This window comes from Sphingobium soli (genome assembly GCF_020782245.1).
In the GTDB taxonomy this organism is placed as follows: Bacteria; Pseudomonadota; Alphaproteobacteria; order Sphingomonadales; family Sphingomonadaceae; genus Sphingobium; species Sphingobium soli.
On record NZ_JAJGNP010000026.1, the window covers coordinates 16003 to 33810 of the forward strand.

Sequence of the window (17808 nt, forward strand, 5' to 3'; positions counted from 1 at the left end):
CGAAACGCCCCTTCGATCCGCCAGCGTGGCTGGCCACAGGAGAGCCTTGTCATGGACAATTTCGACGCCGAACTGGCGAGTGAGACCAGCCGTCGCCGCTTTCTCAGGCATGCCGCGCTCGGTACCGCCGGCCTTGCCGCCGCGCCGGCACTGGCGCAGCAGCTCGTCGACCTGAAGCTGCCTGGCGGCAATGCCGAACGGCCGATGACCAGCGCCTTTCCCGGCAAGGGCAGCATGATCCTCCAGCGTGTCCATCCGCCCTTGCTGGAAACGCCGATGGACGTGTTCGACAAGTCGGTGTTCACGCCCAACGACCAGTTCTTCGTCCGCTGGCACTGGGCCGACATCCCGACCTCGATCGATGTCGAGACTTTCCGCCTCAACGTCTTCGGCCACGTCAACCGACCGCTGTCGATCAGCCTCGCCCAGCTGCTGCGCCTGCCGCGGGTCGAGATGGCGGCGGTCAACCAATGCTCGGGAAACAGCCGTGGGCTGTTCCAGCCACGTGTTGCCGGCGCGCAATGGGGCAACGGCGCGATGGGCAATGCCAAATGGCTCGGTGTGCGCCTGCGCGACGTGCTCGACCTCGCCGGGGTCAAGACAGGCGCGGTGCAGGTGCGCTTCGGTGCGCTCGATCAACCGGTCGTGGCGGGCGCCCCTGACTTTGAGAAGGCGCTCGACATCGACCATGCCCGCGACGGCGAAGTGATGATCGCCTTCGGCATGAACGGCGAGCAGCTGCCGCTCCTCAATGGCTTTCCCTGCCGGCTGATCGTGCCGGGCTGGTACTCGACCTATTGGGTCAAGATGCTGAACTCGATCGAGGTACTGCCCGGCCCCGACGACCAGTATTGGATGGCCAAGGCCTACAAGATCCCCGCGACGCCGGGCGCGAATGTCGCGCCCGGCGCCAGAGACTTCCCGACTGTCCCCATCAACCGCATGATCCCGCGCAGCTGGATGACCAGCCTGCCCGATGGCCAGACGATAGCCTATGAGGCATCGATCCCGGTCGGCGGCATCGCGATGGGCGGCGACTGCGGCGTCGCCAAGGTCGATGTATCGTCGGACGGAGGCCGCACCTGGTACAGGACGACGCTCGGAGCGGACGAGGGCAGGTACAGCTTCCGTCGGTGGGATGGTCGCGTGCCGCTGCGACGCGGTGCCAACCCGATCATGGTGCGCTGCTGGAACACCAACGGTGTCGCCCAGCCGATGAAGCCGATCTGGAACCCGGGCGGGTTCATGCGCGGCAATATCGAGACCACCACCATCATCGCGGCCTGAGGAGCGAGTAGCATGAAGACCCCGTCTCCCGGCATCATGGCCGCTGGCCTGATCGGCCTGACCGGCATTATCCTCGTCTCGATCGGGGCGCCGAGCAGCCGCAAGGCGCCTGCCCCGATCTCCGAGACATCCGAGCCGGCACCGCCCACCAGCGTCTCAGCCCGCGGCTTTTCGCTCGCCTCGACCAGCGTCGACCTGCCGGTCGATGACGCTACCTACCCCGATGGTCCGCACGCCGACGTCATCAACGCCAACTGCACTTCGTGCCACTCGGCCAGCATGGCGCTAACTCAGCCTGCGCTATCGGCGGACCAGTGGAAGGCGACCGTCACCAAGATGCGTGAGGTGTACAAGGCGCCGGTGGCCGAGAAGGACGTTGACGCGATCGTTGCTTATCTCACCGCTATGCCGAGCCAGAAAGCGGCACCCGCAACCGGCAAGGCACAGGATCCCGACCCCAAGGTGGCTCCTGATGTCTCAGGTGGAACCGGATAAGCAAACCTCTCGCATAATCTAAAAAGGCGATTTCGACAGACGATCGGCAGCCTTCAGTAGGACTTTTTCAACAGCCACGGCCGCTTGCTCTCGGCAAGCGTGCCGTCGAGGTCGAAGGCGATCAGCCACTTCATGCCGCCTTCCCTGCCGGATCGCGGTAGGCGAGCAGCCTGAGCGCATTGATGACGACGAGCAGCGTCGATCCCTCATGAACCGCCACCGCTGGCCCAATGCCGAGGCCGAGGATGGTAGCAGGCACCAGGAAGGCGACGACACCCAGGCTGACGAAGACGTTCTGCCGGATGATTCCACGGGTATGGCGGCTAAGACCGACTGCGAATGGCAGGTGCGCCAGATCGTCGGCCATCAGCGCCACGTCGGCTGTCTCCAGCGCAACGTCCGACCCCGCCGCGCCCATCGCGATGCCGACCGTGGCGCTTGCCATCGCCGGCGCATCGTTCACGCCGTCGCCCACCATCGCGACCTTGTCTTCGCCGGCGAGCTTCTTGATCGCGGCAACCTTGTCTTCGGGCATGAGGTCGCCCCACGCTTCGTCGATCCCGACTTCGTCGGCGATCGCTTCGGCGACTTTCTGGTGATCGCCGGAGATCATTATCATCCGCGACACGCCCATCTCGTGCAGCCGACGCAACGCGGTCTTGGCAGCTTCGCGAGGCGTGTCCATCAGGCCGATCGCGCCCAGGTCGCGGTCCCCCTTGCGGACCACCATTGTCGTGCGGCCGTTCTCGCGCAGCTTCGCGATTGCGTCCTGCGCGCCCTGCCCCAGCGCCGGAATGCCCTCACTTCCGAACATCTCGGCCTTGCCGATCCACACCGTCTCGCCATCCACGCTCGCGGTGACGCCCCGACCGGTCAGGCTCTTGAGGTCGCCGGCAGTCGGCACGGCACGATCGTTCAGACGTTCGCGGCCGTCCTTGACGATCGCTTGGGCCAGGGGATGGTCGCTCAACGCTTCGACGGCGACAGCCAGCGCCAGCAACTCGCCTTCATCGGCGCCATCGACGGGCACGACATCAGTGATGCGCGGACGACCTTCGGTCAGCGTGCCCGTCTTGTCGAAAGCGATCGCTTTGAGCGACCCGAGGTTTTCGAGCGGTGCACCGCCCTTCACGAGCACGCCGCCCCGCGCTGCACGGGCAACGCCCGACAGGACCGCGCTCGGCGTTGCGATCGCGAGCGCGCACGGGCTTGCCGCCACCAGCACCGCCATCGCGCGATAGAAGCTGTCGCGGAACGGCTCGTCGACGACCACCCATGCGAACAGCAGGAGCACTGACAGGACCAGGACGGCGGGCACGAAGATCCGTTCGAACCGGTCGGTGAAGCGCTGCGTCGGCGACTTCTGCGTCTCCGCTTCGCTCACCATCTTCACGACCTTGGCAAGCGCGCTTTCATTGGAACGGCGTGTCACCTCGATCTCGATCGCGCCGCCGCCGTTGATCGTACCAGCAAAAACCCGGCTTTCCGCGTCGACTGCATCGGGCTTGGCGCGTGCCGCTGCGGCATCTGCGACCGGCACCTTGTCGACCGGGATGCTTTCACCCGTGACCGGGGCCTGGTTGATCGCGCTGGTGCCCTTGATGACGAAGCCGTCGGCAGGCAGGCGCTCGTTCGGGCGGACGATGGCAATGTCCCCGACGACCATCTGCTCGACCGGGATTTCGCTGGTCTGCCCGCCGCGTCGCACGGTCGCGGTTTCGGGCGCGAGCTTCGCCAGCGCCTCGATCGCCTTCTTGGCGCGGCCCATTGCATAATGCTCAAGCGCATGGCCGAGGCTGAACAGGAACAGCAGCAGCGCACCTTCGGCCCATGCGCCCAGCGCAGCGGCGCCGGCCGCAGCGACCAACATCAGCGTGTCGATCTCGAACTTCTTCATCCGGAGGTTGTCGATCGCCTCGCGCAGCGTGAAGAATCCGCCGAAGAAATAGGCTGCGATATAGCAGGCGGTCGGCAGCCATTCGGGCGCGCCAGCGACCAGCCTCTCGATCGCGTAGCCGATCCCCAGCAGCGCGCCACAGGCGAGCGCGAAGATCAGCTCGGTATTGGGGCCGAGAAATTCGGCGTGGCTATGGTCGTGGCCATCGCCGGGGCCGTGCTTCTCTTCGCCCGCGCCGTGGCCCCCGGGGCCGTGGTCGTGGCCGGCATGTTCATCGGCAGCGACCCGCTTGCCCACCCTCACCTTCAGCTTGCGAAGCGCAGCGCGCACCTCCTCTTCGGTGGTTTCGCGGCGATCATATTCGACCCGGACAGACCCGCTGGTGCTGGCGCTTGCCTGGACCACGCCGGGCAAGGCGCACAGCGCATCGCTGACCGTGCGCGCCCGACGTTCGTGGTTGATCCCCGTCACCTGCCAGATCGCATGGCCGTAGCGCTCGGTGATTTCGGCACCTGCGGCGCGCACCATTTCGCGCAACCGTGGCAGCGGCAGCTTGGCGGCATCGAAATGGATGCACAGCGCCGCTGGCGTGTTGCCGTCGAGACAGATCACATGCGCCCGCTCGACACCTTCGCGCTTTGACAGGGTTGATACGAGACGGTCCAGGCAGGCATCGGCCGCGTCAGGAAGGTCCGGCAACAACACTGGAATGTCGAGTTCGAGCTTGTCGTTCATGACGACCTCCTTTCGCTTTTCTTGGTTTCGGCGCGCGCGTCGCGCAGGATTTCGACACCGCCCTTGATGGCGATGATGGCGGTGGCGAAGCCGACCAGCAGGTCCGGCCAATTGGTACCCAACCACAGCACCAGCACGCCGGCGATCAGGATGCCGCCGTTGGAAATGAAGTCGTTGAAGCTGAAGGTGGTTGCGGCCCGGAGATTGACGTCCGGATCCTTGAGGCGCTGGAGCAGCCGCAGGCAGAGGTAATTCACGACGCCGGCGATCGCGGACATGACCATCATGGTAGGTCCGATGGGCTCGCTGCCCTGCACGTAGCGCCGTCCGACATCGATCAAGATGCCGCCCGCGAAGATCAGCAGCATGACGCCCGAAGCGACCGCGGCGCGTGTCTTCCATGTCTGGCCCCGGGTGAGCGCCACAAGGCTCAGCGCATACACAGCCGTATCGGACAGGTTGTCGACGCCGTTGGCGATCAGCGCGCTCGAGTCCGCGAAGAAGCCGGAAACGAAGAAGCCCGCAGCGATCGCCGCGTTCAGCAGCAGGACGATCCACAGTGTGCGGCGCTCCTGCCCGCCATTGTTGTCGTTGCCCGGGATCATCCCATCATCTCCTCAAGTGTCAGCAGGGCCAGGAAGCCGACGAAAAACATCGAGCTGATGAGCGGGGTGTCGGGTTTCTCGTGCGCCTCGACCAGCAACTCCTCCGTGACGAGGTAGAGCAGCGCCATCAGCCCGAAGCTGAGGAAGCCGGCGATCATCACCGGCGACAGCGCGGCGACCGGCACGGCAGCGAGCGCGCCGATCGGCAGCAGCAGGGCCAATGCCGAGACGATCACGATGATGCGCAAGCGCGAGCGATAGGTTTCCGCCAGCTCGTCGGTCAGCGTCAGTCCCAGAAATAACACTTCCAGAGTGAGCGCGATCGTCAGCAGGAGACCTGCCTTCTCGCCCGCCACGAAAGCGAGGCCGAGCACCAGGCCGTCGACCAGAATGTCGATGCCGATCGCGGCGAGTAGCGCCATCGGCCCCTTGAAGCGGGCCTCAAGAGCCTTGAGCCCCAGCATGGTCGCGACGCCCGCCGCCCCGCCGATCAACGTCGCGCTGGGCGATGCCTCATGCTTGACCTGCGGCAGGATTTCGGTCGCTGCCGCCGCGAACACGACGCCGGCAGCGAGATGCTGTAGGCCCGCCACGAGGCCAGGTTTCAACTTGGTGCGGCTCGCGACAATCGCGCCGAGCACGACCGCCAGCACAGGCGCAAGCGTATAGAGCAGTGCCTGCATTTCCTAGGACTCCTCCGGGGTTCGGTGGCAGACGCGGATCTTCCCGCGTCGCGTGAACGCGATCGATCCGCCCGCCACGACAGCCCGCGAATGGTCGCCGCGAAACTCGTCACCGGTTCGCTGCGCGCGCAGGATCTCGGTCCTGCCCTTCGGCAGCCAGGTGACGGCCATTTTCAAGCCGTCATCGATGAAGTCGACATCGGCGCGTGTGCCGTCGTCGCAGTACATGATGCGCTGCGCGATTAGTTTCGACGTCAGATGCTTTTCATGCGCCGGCTCGGTAGGCTGGGTCGGCGCTGGATTACACGCCCCTATAACCGCCCCGGAGACGAGAACGACGCCGAGGCGCGCGATCGCCAGACCGGCCCGATTCAGGCCGCACAAGGTTGTCACATTTGAAATCGACGTGTCAGACATCGGTCTCTTCCGACGAAGCGCCCTGTGGCGTTCGAAGGCAGGGCAGTTCATCGCGTGCCTTCCTGCTCGCAGATCCGGGTACGGCCATCGCCTTCCACGATGGTGAGCTGCGACCCCTTGAAGGTCGCGGTGGCTGTTTCGCCGACATATTGCAGGCCCTGCGCTGGCGCGGTCAGCATCATCGGCGGTCCCCCGTTGGAGCGCCGCAAATCGATCTGCAGGCCGTTGTCCTTGTAATCGACGAACAGCGGTTCCCCGTCGGAACAGCGATATCTATGCCGCCCCATTTCCCCGGTCGCCACGGCGCTGTCGGACGAATGGATCTGCTGCTCCGTTGGCGGGGCTGGCGGCTTTCTTTCCGAGCACGCCGCGAGCCCGACAACGAGGATGACGGCGGGCAGCACCCGCTTACAGTGCATCATCATCGCGCCTTCCTCCTGCAGCGGAAGGGGACGCGCTGACGATTGATAGCCCGGGCAGGCTGACCTACCCGCCAGCGGAGATAGGTTGCGAGGCGATCGTCAGATTCGACCATCAGGGATCGCAGGCGGCGCAACATCATCGCCGCGAACGGCAGGGAGAGCGCCCCGCGCAGCGTGCAGCTATGCGTTAGCCTGGTGCCGCCATCGTCCCCCGCCAGCTCGTACCGCTCTTCGAGCGTGAACAGATAGGGGATGCCGCAGGACCAAGCGAAGGCGTGCGGTTTATCGAATCGATCAATCCGTGCTGGCGTCCGAATTGGCCGGGTGATGCCCTGGATCGCAAAGGTGCATTCTGTGTCGCCGAGCCGGGACGGATCATCGAGAAATACGAGCGGACTCCACGCCCGGCGATGATCCGGATCGGTGAGTGCCGACCAGATGCGCAGTGGCCCGCCGTGAAGCATCGAGCTGGTTATGGTGCGAGGCATATCCCCATCTCCCAGAGATGGGCGGGGCGATCGCGGATCGCCCCGCCCATCCATCAGGCCAAGTTGTTCACGAAGGTCTGACCGTGGTCGTCCCCTTCATGCTCCTCATTGTAGTGCTCGGGTTTCTCGATCACTTTCTGCCCGAACCGGGCATAGAGTGTCGGCAGCACGAACAGCGTAAGAAGCGTCGCCGAGATCAGACCGCCGATGACGACCGTCGCCAAAGGCTTTTGAACCTCTGCGCCGGCGCCTTCGCCCAGCGCCATCGGCACGAAGCCGAGGCTGGCGACTAGCGCGGTCATGATGACGGGTCGCAGACGCTGCATCGCGCCAACATGCGCGGCTTCCTCGCGGCTCATCCCTGATCGGATCAGATCTTGGATCGAGCTGACCATGACGAGGCCGTTGAGGACCGCGATGCCCGAGAGGGCGATGAAGCCCACTGCCGCCGAGATCGAGAAGTCCATGCCCCGCAGGAACAGCAACAGGACGCCGCCCACCAGCGCGAAAGGCACGCCGGTGAACACGATCGCGGCGTCGCGGACCGATCCCAACGCCCCGTAGAGGAGCAGCAGGATCAAAATGAAGCAAGCCGGAATGACCAGCTTCAGCCGTTCGCTTGCCGATTGGAGGTTCTCGAACTGGCCGCCCCATTCGAGATAGGTGCCGGCAGGCAGCCGGAGTTGGCTGCCGATCGCCGCCTGCGCATCCGCCACGACGGATCCGACGTCGCGGCCACGCACGTTGGCTTGCACCACCACGCGCCGCTTGCCGTTCTCGCGGCTGATCTGGTTCGGACCATCGACCACCTTGATCTCGGCGACGCTGGACAGCGGTACATAGCCGCCGCCTGCCACCGGCACCTGCACCTGTTGGAGCAGGCCGATGTCGGCACGCTGCGCCTCCGACAGGCGGATCACCACGGGGAAGCGACGGTCGCCCTCGAAGATCTGGCCCGATGTTCGCCCGCCGATCGTCGCAGTCACGGTGTCCTGCACATCCTGAGCCGTAACGCCCAACCGCGCCATCGCGTCGCGGTTGACGCGAATGTCGAGCATGGGAAGACCGGTCGTCTGCTCCACCTTCACGTCCGCTGCGCCTTGCGTTCTGCGCAGCACCGCCGCGATTTGCTCGGCCGTCCGGTTCATCTGGTTGAAGTCGTCCCCGAACACCTTCACCGCGATGTCGCCGCGCACGCCGGCGATCAGCTCGTTGAAGCGCATCTGGATGGGCTGGGTGATCTCGTAGGCATTTCCCGGAATCTTCGCGAGATTACCCTCGATCCGGCTGACCAGCTCCTCCTTGGGAAGCTCAGGATCCGGCCAATCCTTGCGCGGCTTCAGGATGACGAACATGTCGGTCGCGTTCGGCGGCATCGGGTCGGCCGCCAGCTCGGCGGTGCCCGTCTTGGAATAGACGAATTGCACCTCCGGCTGCTTCGACATCATCCGCTCGATCGGCACCTGCATCGCCTGGCTCTGCTGGACCGACGTTGCCGGAATGCGGAGCGACTGGATCAGCAAATCGCCTTCGTCGAGCTGCGGCAGGAACACCGAGCCGAGCGTAGTGAAAGCAAGCGCCGCCACCACAAGGCTTCCCACACCCGCACCGATCGTCAGCGTCGGGCGCTTCATGGCCCGGTCGAGACCGGGTTCGTAGCGCTTCTTCAGCCACGTGATGATGCGGCCGTCCTTCTCCTCGACCTTCTTCGACAGCCAGATCGCAATCATCGCCGGCACGAAGGTGAGAGAGAGGATGAAGGCGAAGGCGAGCGCGATGATGACGGTCAGCGCCATCGGTCCGAACGTTTTACCCTCCACGCCGGTCAGCGTGAGCAGCGGTACGTAGACGAGGATGATGATTGCCTGCCCGTACACAGAGGGACGGATCATCTCACGCGCAGCGGCTGCCACGGTCGCGAGCCGTTCCTTGACGCTGAGCAATCGGCCTTCATGATGCTGTTGCTCGGCAAGCCGGCGCAGCGCGTTTTCGACAATGATGACGGCGCCGTCGACGATCAGACCGAAGTCCAAAGCCCCAAGGCTCATCAGATTGGCCGAGACCCCAGCGCGCAGCATACCAAAGCCTGTCAGCATCATGGTGATCGGGATGACCAACGCCGCGATCAGGGCCGCACGGAAGTTGCCGAGCAGCAGGAAGAGCACGACGATGACCAGCACCGCGCCTTCGGACAGGTTTTTCGCGACCGTCTTGATCGTCGAATTGACCAGCTCGGTGCGGTTCAGCACCGGCTGAATTACGACGTCAGGAGGCAGCGAAGCGTTGATCGTCTTCAGTTTCTCAGCGACCGCGGTCGACACGATGCGGCTGTTCTCGCCGATCCGCATGATCGCCGTGCCGACGACGACTTCGGTACCGTTCTCCGATGCCGAACCCATGCGGATCGCCTGACCCGTCTTCACAGTCGCAACTTGTTCGACCGTGATCGGCACGCCGTTACGTGTCGCGATCACGGTCCTGGCCAACTCGCTGGCATTGCGAACGAGCGCATCCGAGCGAACAGCCAGACCTTCGCCATTGCGATTGACGAAGCCACCGCCGACGCTGGTGTTATTGCGCTCCAGCGCATTTCCCAGGTCCGTCAGCGTGATGCCGAGCGAGGCCAGCTTCTGCACGTCGGGCACGACGAGGAACTGCTTGGCGTAACCGCCAATCGAGTCGACACCGGCGAGGCCCGGTGTGGTCTTCAGAAGCGGCGTCACGATCCAGTCCTGCGCGGTGCGCAGGTAGGTCGCCTTGTCCTCTTCGGTCGTCAGTCGCTCGCCCTCTGGCGTGATGTAGCTGCCATCGGGCTGTTGGCCCGGTTCACCGGGCTTGTGCTTGTCGTCCTCGCGATGATCGAGACGAACGGTGTACATGTACACCTCGCCCAGGCCTGTCGCGATCGGACCCATTTCAGGGTTCACGCCGTCGGGCAGATTCTCTTGCACGCCCCGCAGACGCTCGCCCACCTGCTGGCGGGCGAAATAGATGTCCGTCGCGTCCGAAAAGACCGCCGTGATCTGCGCGAAGCCGTTGCGGCTCAACGAGCGCGTATATTCCAGGCCGGGGGTGCCGGCGAGCGCGGTTTCGATTGGAAACGACACCTGCTTCTCGACCAGCTCGGGCGAGAGGGCAGGCGCGCGGACGTTGATCTGGACCTGATTGTTGGTGATGTCCGGCACCGCGTCGATCGGTAGCCGGTAGAGGGAAAAGGCGCCGATGGCGGCGACGATGACGGTGAGGAGCAGGACTAGCCAGCGCTTCTCGACCGCCCAGGTTACGATACGGGCGATCATGGCTTAATCCTCGTGGCTCGCTTCGCCCTTGCCGATCTCGGCCTTGAGCGTGAAACTTCCGGTGGTGGCGATCTGTTCGTTGCCGGTCAGGCCCGACCGGACGATCACCGTGTCGCCCGACGCATCGCCGAGCTGGACCGGGGTCGCCTTGAAGCCGGTGGGCGTGCGCACGAACACGACCGACTTGCCCTCGAAACTCTGGACCGCCGTCGTCGGCACGCGGACCGCCCCGCTCCCGCCGCTGCCCGTGAGCTGCACGGCTGCCGTCACAGGCTCGCCGACCCGCCATTCGCCACCGCGATTGTCGAGGGTGGCGAGCGCAGGCACGAGCCGCGTCTGCGGATCAAGCGCCGGCGACACGAAGGTCACGCGGGCGGTCGCCTGACGGCCTGCCGCCTTCACCAGCACCGTATTGCCGGGACGCACCCGGCCCGCATCCTCGGGCTTGAGATTAAGCGCGATCGACACCTGGCTCAGGTTGGCGATGCGATAGAGTTCGGCATCCGCCGCGACCGTTTGTCCCAGCGTCACGGGGCGCGCAATGATCTGGCCCGAGATCGGCGCGGCAATGCCGAGCCGGTTGAGCCCGCCGCCGCCGACACCCGCCGCCGAAACCATGCTCTGCGCCTGCGTCAGGGCGATCCGCGCCTCCGTCGCCGCTGTGCGGGCGGCGATCAGATCCTGTTCAGGGGAGACTCTCTGCGCGAACAGCCGCTGTTCGCGCGCGAGGTTCGAATTAGCGAGCTGAAGCCGCGCCCGCGCCGCCTCGACCTCGCCCTTGATCTGCGCCGCCTCGCGGCTTTCGATGACCGCAATGGTCTGGCCGCGTCCGACCGATTGGCCGAGGTTACGGGTGAGCGCGACCACGCGTCCCGCAATTGCGGCCGAGACGACCTGCGTTCCCTGTGGGTCGCCCTCGATGATCGCGGGCAGCTCGATCGTCCCGGCCCCGCCGATGATCGGCCGTCCGACCTGGACGCCCGCTGTGGCGATCTGGTCGGCACCCAATGTGACGACGCCTTCACCGGCATGACCGCCTTCAGCACCGCCCTTTTCCGTGCCCGCTGCCGTCTCATTGGCAGCTGCGCCTTCGGCAGTTGCCTCGTTTCCGCCATCCTTGCCGCCGCAGGCAGCCAAGAGCAGGGCGAGCGACGCCGCGCCCGCGAGATAAAAGCTCTTCATCACTGATTCCCCCCATTGGGCGCACGAGCGGTCAGTCGCTCCACTTGCGCGCGGGCATTCTGGTAATTGGCAAGCGCGTCGATCGCGGCGACCCGCGTTTCGGCGAGCGTGCGTTCAGCATCGAGCAATTCGAGCTGGCCGAACTTGCCCTCGCGATAGCCGATCCGCGCGATGCGGGCGGCCTCCTGTGCAGCCGCCAGCGCCGGCCCCGACGCCGCACGAGCCGTCGTTGCGGCATTGGCCGCCTGCGCCTGCGCGTCCGTGATCGCCTGTTCGATGTCGAGCGCGGTCACGCGGCGCTGCGCATCCGCCTGGGTCCGCTGCGCGGTCGCCTGCGCAATCGCGGCGCGACCATTGTTGAACACCGGGATCGGGATCGACACGCTGAACACCGCCGCCATGTCGTTGGTCGCTTCCAGGCGGCGGATCGACGGCCCGACGTTCAGGTCAGGCACGCGATTGGCGCGCGCGAGCCGCACGCCGGCTTCGGCAATGGAGAAATCCGCGTTGGCTGCCGCCAGCGCGAGTGTGCCGGTCGTGTTGACCGGTGCCAACGGCCCATAGACGTTCACACCGGGAAGGCGATCGAGCAGCGTGTCATCGAGCAGGCCGTCGATCGGCCGTCCGATCCGACGCGCCAGATTGGCGCGGGCCGCCTCGGCCAAGCGAAGCTGCCGCTCCACATTGGCGTCGGCATTGATACGCGCGACATCCGCGCGCTGTTGCTCGAGTGGCGATGCCCGCCCTGCCTGCACGCGAACGCTCGCGGCCCGCAGCGCATCGCTGGCGATCCGGGCCTGATCGCGGGCTGTCATTACCCGGCGATCGGCCGCGACCGCTTCGACATAGAGCTGCGTTACCTGAAGCCGGACATCCGCCGCGATGATCGCGGCCTGGATCTCGGCCCGGGACAATTGCGCATTGGCGACCGCGACGCGGGCGCCGCGCTTGCCGCCTAGCTCGATCGGGATCGCAAAGCCGACCGTGGTTTCCGCGCTGCGGACCCCCCGATACGGCCCGGAGCCGATGACATTCTCGACTTGGCCTTGAACCACCGGATTGGGCCGCAAGCCGGCGACTGTGCGACCTGCACGGGCCGCGTCGATTCCAGCTGTCGCCGCTTCCGCAGCAGGGGCCGAACCGCCCGCTGCACTGACCGCTTGGTCAAGCGTGTAGACCGGCGCATCCTGCGCAACAGGCGCGGACGGTCCGACCTGCGCCTGCGCCATCGTGGCGCAAGACGCTGCGGCCAGCATGGCCGCGAGGATACGATTCATGAAAATAGGACTCCTGACGATGATCGACAGGGGCGCGCCAACGCACGCCCAAATCGGACGTCAGGCTTGGGGGGGCCTCAAATGGACCATGCCGGTGCGGCCGTCGAGCGACGCAGAGGCGGAGATTGTCGGCTTGGGCACTGTGAGGACGGGGGTATATTCCATCGTCGTGCGCGCAGGCGCGCCGACGTCGTGTCCGTGACAATAATTGTGATGATGCGGGACATTCTTGTCCGAGTCCGATGGCACCTGATCGATGTCACCGGCGGTATGGACCGTGAACTCAACGCCCGCGATGCTTCCCCCCGCCAGATCGGCGGCATGGGCCATGCCGGAGAAGCTGGTCAGGACCAGCATCAGGCATGTCAGGAAAGGCAAAAAGGCTCGCACTAGCTTGCCTCTATCACGGAAGGGTTTTCATGTCATTGCACTAATTCGAACCAAGGGTCACTGAGCCGGAACCCGAGCGGGATCGGTCGCGCCCGTTCCAGGCGAACCCGACCGCAATGGCGACCGCCATCAGGAGTTGCGCCAGCACCGATTGCCAAGTGGGAAACACGCCGAGCATCGACAGCCGTGGCACGTCCGCGAGCGGTGCGATGTTGATAAGGCCGGCTTCCTGGAGCGCGGCGACGCCTTTACCCGCCAGCACGACGGTCAGGACCGCCATGAGCCAGGAGCTATAGCGGAAGAACTGCGCGATCGGCAGCTTGCGACTGTAGCGAAGCATGGCCCAAGCGATCAGGCTGAGCAGTCCAATCGCCGACCCGGCCCCCGCGAGAAGCATCCCGTTGTCACCTTGCGCCGAAAGCGCGGCATAGAACAGGATCGTCTCGAAGACCTCGCGATAAACTACGACGAACGCCAGCCCGAACAGGAACCAGCCCGACCCGCCCGAGAGCGCCCGCGACATCTTCTCGCGAATATAGCGCTGCCACTGATCGGCCTGCGCCTTGCCGTGCATCCAAATCCCGACCGAGAGCAGCACGACCGCGGCGAACAGCGAGCCAAACCCTTCCGTCAGCTCCCGGCTCGCACCGCTGAGCCCGATCGCATAGGTGGCGACCGCCCAGGTGATCCCGCCCGCGATGATCGCGCTGACCCAGCCGCCATGCACGTACCGCAGCGCCTCGCCGCGCTCGGCTTTACGCAGGAACGCGATCATGGCGACAACGATGAGCAGGGCTTCGAGCCCTTCACGCAGCAGGATCGTGAACGCGCCCAGGAACGTGGACGCTTCGGTGGCGGCATCAGGCGCGAGCGCCGCTTCCGCATCGTCGAAAAGGCCGCCCAGTACTGCGACCTTCTCCGCGAGATCATCGGGCGACGCGCCCCGGTCGATCGAGGCGCGGAACTCCCCCATCGCGCCCTCGATTCGACCCATCAGCGTCGCGTCGCGCGCGGTGAGTGTTGGCTCGATCGGCTCGAACCCATCGAGATAGGCCGACAGCGCCAGCTCTTTCGCCATGCGCGCATCGCCGCGCCGCGCAGCCGCCACGCTTTCGGCGAGTTTGGCGCGGGCGACCGCGAGCGAGCCGGGAGCCTGTTGTATCACCTGTTCGGGATGACGACGCAGGAACGCGAGCACTGGGTCAGCCTTGGCGTCGCCGATCGCCGCGCCGAGCGCGGCCGGGGTGAGCGCGACCAGGGTTTTCAGGTCCGGAATGCGCCGGCGAAGGGTCGGGTCGGATTTCCAAAGCCGCTCGCCTTCGCGCGCCTGCGCATCCGTGAAGGCGAAGCTCCCGGCTCGGAATGCTAACGCCCAGCGCTGATCGTTGGGCAGATCGGCGAAGCTCTGCATCGCGGTCCCGTCGATGCCTTGCGTCACCACCTGATAGAGCGCGAACACGCTGCGCTGGCGCGCGCGCTCGGCATCGGTGAAAGCAATCGGGGGCGTAGCGAGCTTGGCGGCGTCAGGGCCACGGCCGTTGCCCGTCATCCCGTGGCAGGACGCGCAGGATTGTCGGAACAGTGCATCGCTGGAGACGAGGTTCGGAGCCTTATCGGGCGCGAGCGGCACCGGGTAGGCGCGCAACAGATCGGCCGCGAGCCCGTGCGCCAATGTTGCCACCTGTTCAGTCGGTCCCTTTTCCGCGATCACCGCCTGGAGGTTGGCAGCCCGCTGGATGAGGGCTTGACGCTCCGGCTTCGCCGGCAGGCCCTGAAGCCGTGTCGAGACCGACGCGGCGAACTCCGTCATCTCGGCATATTCCGACGTGCTCTTGATCCGACCGTTGGCGACCGCGCCGCCATAATCGACGGCCATATAGTCGAGCAGCCGCCATGCGGTTTGCACGTCGCCGGGTTCGGCGATTGCCGCAGCAGGGATCAGCAGCGCCGCGAGCGCGGAGAGCAGCCGCAACGAGAGCATTGCCCGGATCAACGCGAGCAGACGCACTACCGCTCTCCCAATTCGCGCCGAGCGCCAGTGACGATTTCATAAGCGGAGTGGAGGAACAGGAGGGCGATGAGGCCGGCGACGGCGAGGTCCGGCCAGGCGCTTCCTGTCCACGCCACCAGACCGGCCGCGGCGATCACCGCCACGTTGGCGAGCGCGTCGTTGCGGCTGAACAGCCAGATCGCGCGAACATTGGCGTCCCCTTCCCGGAAACGCGCAAGCACCAAGGCGGACACGACATTGATCGCGAGCGCGACAACGCCGATTGTGCCCATCAGTTCGGCATCGGGCGCGGTTGCGTTCAGGGCGCGCCAAATCGCGAAACCGATTACGCCCACGCCAAGCGCACCGAGAAACAACCCCTGCGTCAGCGCGACCTTTGCCCTCGCCCGTGCGGACCAGGCAAGCGCGAGAAGACCGATAAGGCTGATCGACCCGTCCCCGAGAAAATCGAGGGAATCCGCTTTCAGCGCTTGGCTATCGGCGATGAACCCGCCGAACAGCTCGGCGACTCCGAAGCCGAGGTTGAGCACCACGACGGTCAGCAGCGCACGGCGATAGGCCGGATCGGTTTGCGCGCGCGCGGGCTCCCCGTGGCACCCGCAGCTTTCGGTAGAAGCATTCATGCGGCCTTCCTTACCACCTCCAGTCGCTGTAGAAGCAAGCGAAATGTGCGACACGTTCGCATAAGCAAGGATGGCATGATGAAGCCGGTGATGATTGGGCAGCTCGCCAGCGAGACCTCGACGAAGGTGACGACGATCCGCTTTTATGAGTCGATCGGGTTGCTCCGATCCGCCCCTCGCACGGCGTCGGGTCGCAGAACCTACGATGCCAGTGACATTGAGCGTTTGCACTTCATCCGCAACGGTCGCCGGCTTGGCTTCTCCGTCGACGAGATCCGTTCGTTGATGGGGCTGGCGCAGAACCCGGACCAGGATTGTGGTGCCGCCTCAGCTATCGCTGCTCAGCACCTCAAGGATGTGGAGGAGAGACTGGCGCAACTCGCGGTGTTGCGGGATGAGTTGGCAATGCTCAGCCAGAGCTGCACCAAGGCGCGCATGGCCGATTGTCGGATCATGAAGGCGATCGGCAAAGGCCACCCTCAAGCCGATCAATAATAATCGGCCAGCCTGAGCTCGCGCACATCACCCGAGGCCATCGTCAGCTTTACGAGGGTGCCAGCAGGCCGGGAGCGCACTTGCCAGAGCTCCCCACGCGTATAGTTCGCATCGATCGAATGGCCGTTCACCGCCACGATCCGGTCGCCGACCGCCCAGCCAGCCTTTTCCGCGGGACTGTTCGCCGCCACATGAACAACGGTGAGCGCCGTTGGTGAGGCTGCGAGGCCAAGGCCGCTACGGTCCTTCAGCATCGGCAGGCGACGACGAGGACCGAGTGGCCGGAGCCACACGAATCCGGCGGTCACGTCGAACACCACGTCGAATTGAGCGATCAGCGGTAGGCCGACATTGCCAACCGTGCTGGTGGAGAGCCAAGCTCTCATCCCGAGTGTGGGGACGTTCGAGACGCCAAGCCCTTCGATGTTGATGTTCTGGATCGTGAAAGCATCGTTGATACGCACACCATCGACGCCGCCGATCGCCGCGGTCGAGACGAGCTTCCCGTTCAACAGCCCTTGATCGCGGGCATAGGCCGACGAGAGCATCAGCGCGGCCGAGCTGCCAAGATCGATCATCAAGGGCACGGGAGGCAAACCCGAGACGGAAGCTCGAATGAACAGCTCCTGCTTGGCACCGCGCCCGAGCGCGACAGCGCGCCAGTCGGGACCGGCGAGAAACGTGCCTGACTTGACGACCGCCATACGCCTTTTCGCGAAATCGAGCGCGATGCAGCTACCCGTGAACATATCGGCACCGAGGAGGATATCGATCGGTCGTCCGAAGGCCGCCGACACTGAACTCAGATCACCAACGACGGCAAAGGGTAAGCGACGGGTTTCGCGGGCGAGCTGTACGTCGATGTCGCGGACCAGCAGCACCGGGGCCTTGGCGCTCAGCCCGCTAATCATGCGCCGCTCACCATCGTTCAAGCCGAGCTTCGCCGCGAGCGCCGTGCTCATGATCGACGCGCCGCTGCCACTGTCGAGCACCGCCCGCACCGGCACTCCGCGCACTTGTGCCGAAACAAGGAGGGTATCACCCGTGCCGACTTCCAGCGGCTCCCATTCGAGGTGAGCCGCACCGAAGTTCCACGAGCCCGCAGACCGGGAAGTCTGTCGCGCGAGCGTTGGAGAACCGAGCACCAAGCCGGTTCCACAGGCCACCAGCCGCGCCACTAATGAGCGTCGAGACATACCGATTGCTTCAACACGGGCCGTCAAAAAGCCACCTCCAGCCCCCCGTCCGCAGGAGAGCAAATTGCGGTTACATGCTCCAGCCACTGGAGGAGCAAGTGCTTTTGGTGCGCCCGAAAATCCTCAGAAGCGCTTGGAGAACTTTAGATGAAGGATGGTGCAGACCGCTTAGATGCCTTCCCGATAACGAACGGTTCCGGGGGACGCTGGGCCGATCGGGACCGCGAACGGTGTAAACGCTCGCGCTAAGTGGCGGCATTCTGATCGCGCTATTTGTCGGCGAGCGTCGCTACGCGGCTACCGGCT

The 17808-nt window shown here is 65.3% G+C and carries 16 protein-coding genes; 3 read left to right on the forward strand and 13 right to left on the reverse strand.

Annotated features, from left to right (window positions below; translation table 11 throughout):
* Positions 1–51 precede the first annotated feature (51 nt).
* Both LL253_RS18820 and LL253_RS18825 read left to right on the forward strand, forming a co-directional pair.
* Positions 52–1287, forward strand: coding sequence for a molybdopterin-dependent oxidoreductase (locus tag LL253_RS18820; RefSeq protein ID WP_021224436.1), 1236 nt, complete (start codon positions 52–54; stop codon positions 1285–1287).
* Between the two features lie 12 nt (positions 1288–1299).
* Entirely contained in the window at positions 1300–1782 is a 483-nt protein-coding gene (locus tag LL253_RS18825) for a c-type cytochrome (protein WP_021224435.1), read from the forward strand.
* Positions 1783–1912: 130 nt separating this feature from the next.
* Here LL253_RS18825 and LL253_RS18830 read toward each other — a convergent pair whose 3' ends face one another.
* The 12 genes from LL253_RS18830 to LL253_RS18885 all read right to left on the reverse strand — a co-directional run bounded on the left by LL253_RS18830 (position 1913) and on the right by LL253_RS18885 (position 15811).
* Positions 1913–4414 (reverse strand): heavy metal translocating P-type ATPase, encoded by a 2502-nt coding sequence (locus LL253_RS18830; protein ID WP_004212886.1) that lies wholly within the window; start codon positions 4412–4414, stop codon positions 1913–1915.
* Positions 4411–5019: a cation transporter gene (locus LL253_RS18835; protein WP_004212885.1), complete on the reverse strand. Its 609-nt coding sequence runs from the start codon at positions 5017–5019 to the stop codon at positions 4411–4413. Before LL253_RS18835 ends, LL253_RS18830 begins: the two co-directional genes overlap by 4 nt.
* Positions 5016–5702 (reverse strand): ZIP family metal transporter, encoded by a 687-nt coding sequence (locus LL253_RS18840; protein ID WP_004212882.1) that lies wholly within the window; start codon positions 5700–5702, stop codon positions 5016–5018. The genes LL253_RS18835 and LL253_RS18840 overlap by 4 nt, the downstream gene beginning before the upstream one ends.
* A gap of 3 nt (positions 5703–5705) precedes the next feature.
* Positions 5706–6119: a hypothetical protein gene (locus LL253_RS18845; RefSeq protein WP_004212881.1), complete on the reverse strand. Its 414-nt coding sequence runs from the start codon at positions 6117–6119 to the stop codon at positions 5706–5708.
* A 47-nt stretch (positions 6120–6166) separates the two neighbouring features.
* The gene (locus LL253_RS18850; protein WP_009824022.1) at positions 6167–6544 is read right to left on the reverse strand and encodes a hypothetical protein; all 378 of its coding nucleotides are present in this window, start codon (positions 6542–6544) and stop codon (positions 6167–6169) included.
* The gene (locus tag LL253_RS18855) at positions 6541–7029 is read right to left on the reverse strand and encodes an SRPBCC domain-containing protein (protein ID WP_013849881.1); all 489 of its coding nucleotides are present in this window, start codon (positions 7027–7029) and stop codon (positions 6541–6543) included. Before LL253_RS18855 ends, LL253_RS18850 begins: the two co-directional genes overlap by 4 nt.
* A 53-nt stretch (positions 7030–7082) precedes the next feature.
* Entirely contained in the window at positions 7083–10328 is a 3246-nt protein-coding gene (locus tag LL253_RS18860) for an efflux RND transporter permease subunit (RefSeq protein WP_004212878.1), read from the reverse strand.
* A 3-nt stretch (positions 10329–10331) separates the two neighbouring features.
* Positions 10332–11510 carry an efflux RND transporter periplasmic adaptor subunit gene (locus tag LL253_RS18865; RefSeq protein WP_004212877.1) on the reverse strand — a complete coding sequence of 393 codons (1179 nt, stop codon included), beginning with the start codon at positions 11508–11510 and terminating at the stop codon, positions 10332–10334.
* Positions 11510–12787, reverse strand: coding sequence for a TolC family protein (locus LL253_RS18870; protein WP_004212875.1), 1278 nt, complete (start codon positions 12785–12787; stop codon positions 11510–11512). Before LL253_RS18870 ends, LL253_RS18865 begins: the two co-directional genes overlap by 1 nt.
* A gap of 60 nt (positions 12788–12847) precedes the next feature.
* Positions 12848–13144 carry a hypothetical protein gene (locus LL253_RS18875; RefSeq protein ID WP_007406840.1) on the reverse strand — a complete coding sequence of 99 codons (297 nt, stop codon included), beginning with the start codon at positions 13142–13144 and terminating at the stop codon, positions 12848–12850.
* 73 nt (positions 13145–13217) lie between these two features.
* Positions 13218–15185, reverse strand: a complete 1968-nt coding sequence (locus tag LL253_RS18880; protein WP_228228113.1) for an FTR1 family protein — start codon at positions 15183–15185, stop codon at positions 13218–13220.
* A complete protein-coding gene (locus tag LL253_RS18885) occupies positions 15185–15811 on the reverse strand; it encodes a cation transporter (protein WP_004212870.1) in 627 nt (208 codons plus the stop codon). The genes LL253_RS18880 and LL253_RS18885 overlap by 1 nt, the downstream gene beginning before the upstream one ends.
* 78 nt (positions 15812–15889) lie before the next feature.
* On the opposite strand from LL253_RS18885, the gene LL253_RS18890 reads away from it, so the two are divergent.
* A complete protein-coding gene (locus LL253_RS18890) occupies positions 15890–16306 on the forward strand; it encodes a MerR family transcriptional regulator (protein ID WP_004212867.1) in 417 nt (138 codons plus the stop codon).
* Here the strand turns inward: LL253_RS18890 and LL253_RS18895 are convergent.
* Positions 16300–17502 carry an aspartyl protease family protein gene (locus LL253_RS18895; protein ID WP_013039112.1) on the reverse strand — a complete coding sequence of 401 codons (1203 nt, stop codon included), beginning with the start codon at positions 17500–17502 and terminating at the stop codon, positions 16300–16302. The two genes, LL253_RS18890 and LL253_RS18895, sit on opposite strands and share 7 nt — an antisense overlap.
* Positions 17503–17808 lie beyond the last annotated feature (306 nt).